Annotated in this window: 5 protein-coding genes and 1 pseudogene; 4 read left to right on the top strand and 2 right to left on the bottom strand. The window is 35.8% G+C overall.

The features are described from left to right. A pseudogene (locus ACEWB7_RS16965) lies at nt 1–218 on the top strand (mobilization protein); the annotation flags it as partial. Next, nucleotides 215–685 carry a hypothetical protein gene (locus ACEWB7_RS16960; RefSeq protein ID WP_065995588.1) on the top strand — a complete coding sequence of 157 codons (471 nt, stop codon included), beginning with the start codon at nt 215–217 and terminating at the stop codon, nt 683–685. The pseudogene ACEWB7_RS16965 and the gene ACEWB7_RS16960, both read left to right, overlap by 4 nt. A gap of 422 nt (nt 686–1,107) precedes the next feature. On the opposite strand, the gene ACEWB7_RS16955 is transcribed toward ACEWB7_RS16960, so the two are convergent. Then, a complete protein-coding gene (locus tag ACEWB7_RS16955; protein ID WP_074382622.1) occupies nt 1,108–1,590 on the bottom strand; it encodes a hypothetical protein in 483 nt (160 codons plus the stop codon). A gap of 760 nt (nt 1,591–2,350) precedes the next feature. Here ACEWB7_RS16955 and repM point away from each other — a divergent pair. After that, the gene (gene repM / locus ACEWB7_RS16950) at nt 2,351–3,283 is read left to right on the top strand and encodes a replication initiation protein RepM (protein ID WP_004727989.1); all 933 of its coding nucleotides are present in this window, start codon (nt 2,351–2,353) and stop codon (nt 3,281–3,283) included. Nucleotides 3,284–3,292: 9 nt separating this feature from the next. On the opposite strand, the gene ACEWB7_RS16945 is transcribed toward repM, so the two are convergent. Continuing rightward, on the bottom strand, nt 3,293–3,571 hold the full coding sequence (locus tag ACEWB7_RS16945) for a mobilization protein (RefSeq protein ID WP_110393183.1): 279 nt from the start codon (nt 3,569–3,571) through the stop codon (nt 3,293–3,295). Between the two features lie 214 nt (nt 3,572–3,785). Between ACEWB7_RS16945 and mobQ the strand changes: the two genes are divergently transcribed. Next, nucleotides 3,786–4,648: MobQ family relaxase (gene mobQ, locus ACEWB7_RS16940; protein WP_411580983.1), on the top strand; the 863-nt coding region annotated here is incomplete at its 3' end.

Here is a 4,648-nt window from a genome sequence, read left to right as displayed (position 1 = left end):
AGCAGAACAGTCAACAGCTCCAATACAAACAACAGCACAAGGAACAGACCTTAGAACAGGGTTTTAACCGTGTTGAAAAAGGCTTTGAGCAATGGAAGAAAGATCAGGAAGCTAAACGCCTAGAACTGGAACATAAAAAGCAGTTAAAGCTACAGCAAGAACAAGCGATGAAGCTGAAACAACGCAAAAGCATGAATAGAAATGGGCCTTCCCTATGAGCAATCAAAACGATTTAGACGACCAGTTATATATTTTATTAGCCTCCATGAAGGAATACAGGGAAGCCATAGCAGATGATAACAAGCGATTAGAGACGTTTTACAACAAGGTAGCTAGTGGGGTACTAGAACAGAGCAAAAAGACCCTAAATAACGCAAATCAGGAAGCTACACGCGCCCTTCAAGGTCGTATTCAGGAGTTAGATAAAGCCACCGATAAATTGAACTACAGATTTATTGCCTTGTTGTGTGCAATTTTCCTTAGTCTGGTATTAGTTTTCCTGTCTTTTATATTTTTATTTATTCCAAGTTTTGATGAAATCCAGCAGCGTCGAGCAGAAGCAGCTTGGTTAGAACAGAGTTACAACCTAGATATTAAAAATTGTAATGGTAGAGCTTGTGTACGGATCATGAAAAATGACTGTCACGGAACGAATAAAGATTACTGTGTGATTGATCCTAAATAATTACTGGTAAGTACTTTGCTCGGTTCTTCTCTTAATCTTATCAATACCGGATGTCGCAAAGTGGCTCGACTTTGAAACATGGCAAAAGCCATATTTCAAAGTGTCGAGCTTTACTTTTCATTTTTTATGTCCTATCTATTTGTCATAAGGAAGCATACTTTCATAGCACTAATAGTGGACTTAATAATGAGAATGTATTTGATTTTCCTGGCTTTTATAATAATATTTTTTATTTTAACTCTAGTTGTTAAATCCAATAATGATCGGAAAAAATTTGAAGTATTCAATGAAATAGAGACAACAAACAAGTTGATACAAAAAAAACCATAATTTTTTTATGGTTTTTATATTTTCAAATAGTGTTTTAGCAAAAATAATTAAATTTCGTATAACCGCCATTATGTTAAATGCAGGGTATCTAATTAATTTGAGTTTGCAAAATTGCTAAATTTTTTCTTAATCCTTCTCATGTCTTGAAGTGTATAACCATAATTTCCGAAACATCTTTGTAGCATTTCTGGATTAGTCATTGGACTATCTAAAACAGTAAAAAATTCATTAATAATATTTACAGTAGATAAGTTAGCTTCTTTTTTTCTTGTATCAGAATTAATTGTTATTAATTGAGCTTTATTAAAGTGATCAGCCTTAATTAAATCAGGTGAGTTTTTAAGCTGAGAATTTAGTTTTCTAAAATCTTCATTATAGAGGGGAATACAACTCTCTATTATTCGTGGTAAAGCTGTGTCAGTTAAGAATGCATTTAAGTTAGATTCTATATCTCCAGTAGGTTTTACATTATTGATGTTTGAAGGTTTTACTGGAAAACCATGAAACATCCATTGTATACCCCATAAAATTACTATGACTAAAATTACTGAAAAGATGATTTGTAGTTTCTTCATTTTTTAAATTTTTCTAAAATTAACATAATACACCTTATACGAAATACAATTGTTTTTTCCTTCAAGATCATTATATTAGAGATTGCCGCCTTGAATCATAGAGCAACAGGGCGGCAACTTTTCTATTTTTCATGTTCCACGCTTACTATTTGATCATTGTTCCACGGTTTTAATTAGATATTTTAATAATTAAATTCATTCCAGTAAGAACCGAGCGAGTGTCTACGAGCGATCACCTGGCATTAAAATTTTGCCCCTGCCTTTTCCCTGATTACAAGCTCCCCTTTGCTTCGTAACGAAAGATATAGAGCATCCCGAAGGGTGCGAACTGTATTAATTAGAATCTAAACGAGCGAAGCGAGCATAAAGATTACTGAGCGAAGCGAAGGCCTAGTTTCTTTTTTTATTAAATCCTCAACTTCTATTTAAAAAAACAGCCCCTCAACCGAGCTTTAGCGAGGTTAAAACGTCCGAGCTTTAGCGAGGGCATAGGGCTGTTTTTCATGCCCACTTATGCTTTTATATATATTTTAAAGCTTTTAAATGCTTTTAGACACTCCGAAACCCTTACTACAAAAGGGTTTCAAGCCCTATAAAAGGACATTTAGTCGGTTATAAAAGGACATTTAGTCGGTTATAAAAGGACATTTAGTCGGTTATAAAAGGACATTTAGTCTTGATTTAAGGACATAATTAATATTGACCTTTTAATGATAATTTTGTACAGTGTCCTTACTTTGAATAATAATATGCTTTGAAGATGAAGAATGAGCTTGTTGTGAAAGATAACGCATTAATGAACGCTAGTTATAATTTAGAAGTAACCGAACAGCGCTTAATACTTCTTGCAATCATTAATGCAAGACAAACAGGTAAAGGTATAACTGCTGATAGTAAGTTAGAAATACATGCTAATGATTACGCTAGTCGTTTTAATGTTAGTAACGATGGTGCTTACAAAGCACTAAAAAGTGCTGTTCTAAACCTGTTTGATCGTCAATTTTCATTTAAAGAAGAAGATAAAAAGGGAAATATAGGAACTGTTAAGTCTAGATGGGTAAGCCGTATTAAATATATTGATGATTCAGCCACATTAGAAATCACTTTTGCACCAGATGTAGTGCCTTTGATTACAAGACTTGAGCAACAGTTCACTAGTTATCAACTTAAGCAGGTCACACAGCTTACAAGTAAATACGCTATTAGGCTTTATGAGTTAATCATTGCTTGGCGCGAAGTGGGCAAAGTTCCACAAATTGAGTTAAATGACTTTAGAAATAGAATTGGGCTTGAGAATTCTGAATATACAGCGATGTGTGATTTCAAAAAGCGTGTATTAGAACCAGCAATCAAACAAATCAATGAACATACAGACATCGTAACAACTTATGAGCAACACAAAAAAGGGCGCTCAATTACAGGCTTTTCATTCAAATTTAAGCAAAAGCAAATAAGAACTGAGGCTAAAAAAGACAAAAATATAGGAGATTTTTTTAACCGAATGACTGATTCACAACGTCTTAAGTTTGGATCTAAACTTGCCTATGATGAGCGTGTACAAAGTGAGTATAGCCACTTAATTGGTACTGGAAATTATGAACAATTTGGACAACTTTTAGCTGAAATGCTAGCAGAAAAAAGACACTTTGAAATGTTCTTTCCTTTGCTTGTAGAGCATGGTTTTAACGTATAAAAATAAAAACTAATTACACTTAAGATTAAATAACTCTCTATCTCTGTCTTCTGTTAAATACTCGTTGAGTTCAGCGAGTATTTTTTCTTTATTGGCTTCATTGGCATTCATTTTTTTAATCAAATAAGAACCGAGCAAAATTTTACGTCTAGTATCGTCCTTTCTTTCCTGCTCTTTTTGCTTTGATTTTTCTCTAGCTTCGATAGCCTGTTTACGAGCCTTTAACTGTTTCAACTTTTCTAACTGGGCTTCAATTTTCTTTTCGAGAGTTTCAGCAGCTTTTGTCATAATTCAGATTTCGGGATATAGAAAACCACTCAAGCATAAGGCCCTATGAATTGAAATTCAAGCGGGCTATATGCTATCGTGTTTTTCATGAAATGCGCACTTACGACTTGGATTTCATCCAAGTCAAAGTTTGCGTAAGGGGATACCCCTTAACCCCAAAAAATTGCTACGCAATTTTTCAAAAGCAAAAGCAAAACCATCACAAGGCTAAGGCATGGCAATTTATCACTGTACGACTAAGACCGTTAACCGAAGTTCTGGACGAACTGCGGTTGCCTCTATGGCTTATCGTGCAGGGGAAAAGTTGACAGATGAACGGACAGGATTAACGCACGACTTCACGAAAAAAGAAGGTGTAGTGTATACAGAGATTCTTTCTAACTTGGATACTGAATTAGACCGAAGCAAAGTGTGGAATCTGGCGGAAAAATCAGAAAATCGGAAAGATGCCCGAACCGCACGTGAATGGGTAATTGCTCTACCGGACGAGCTGGATGAAGAACAGCGAAAAGAACTAGCAAGAGAGTTTGCCCAATCTTTAGTAGACCGTTATGGGGTGGTTGCAGATTTAGCGATTCATGCACCTAGCAAAGGTGGAGATGATAAAAACCATCATGCACATATCTTACTGACAACTCGCAAAGCAGAATTAGATACTGAAAATAAACTGGTCCTCACTCAAAAATCGGAAATTGAGTTAAGTAACACCAAAAGAAAAAGCTTAGGCATGGGAACAAGCCAGGAAGAAATTAAACAGATTCGAGCCACCTGGGCAAACTTAGCCAATCATGCTCTGGAATATGCAGGGTATCGGGAAAGAATCGACCACCGCAGTTATGCCGATCAAGGTAATCAGCTACAGGCCACCATACATGAAGGCAGTAAAGTCACCCAGATGCGCAGAAAGGGCATAGATACTGAAATTAGCCGTTTCAACGACACGATCAAACAGCAGAACAGTCAACAGCTCCAATACAAACAACAGCACAAGGAACAGACCTTAGAACAGGGTTTTAACCGTGTTGAAAAAGGCTTTGAGCAATGGAAGAAAGATCAGGAAGCTAAACGCCTAGAACT

Origin of the sequence: Acinetobacter sp. NIOH-H-8 (genome assembly GCF_046635365.1) — a bacterium.
In the GTDB taxonomy this organism is placed as follows: Bacteria; Pseudomonadota; Gammaproteobacteria; order Pseudomonadales; family Moraxellaceae; genus Acinetobacter.
Note: the sequence above shows the minus strand (reverse complement) of the source record. Positions and strands in the feature narration are given on the sequence as shown.

What these genes read in the sequence shown, in the direction of transcription:
- ACEWB7_RS16960 (WP_065995588.1), top strand. Translation starts at nt 215, where the DNA reads ATGAGCAATCAAAACGATTTAGACGACCAGTTATATATTTTATTAGCC.
- ACEWB7_RS16955 (WP_074382622.1), bottom strand. Translation starts at nt 1,590, where the DNA reads ATGAAGAAACTACAAATCATCTTTTCAGTAATTTTAGTCATAGTAATT.
- repM (WP_004727989.1), top strand. Translation starts at nt 2,351, where the DNA reads ATGAAGAATGAGCTTGTTGTGAAAGATAACGCATTAATGAACGCTAGT.
- ACEWB7_RS16945 (WP_110393183.1), bottom strand. Translation starts at nt 3,571, where the DNA reads ATGACAAAAGCTGCTGAAACTCTCGAAAAGAAAATTGAAGCCCAGTTA.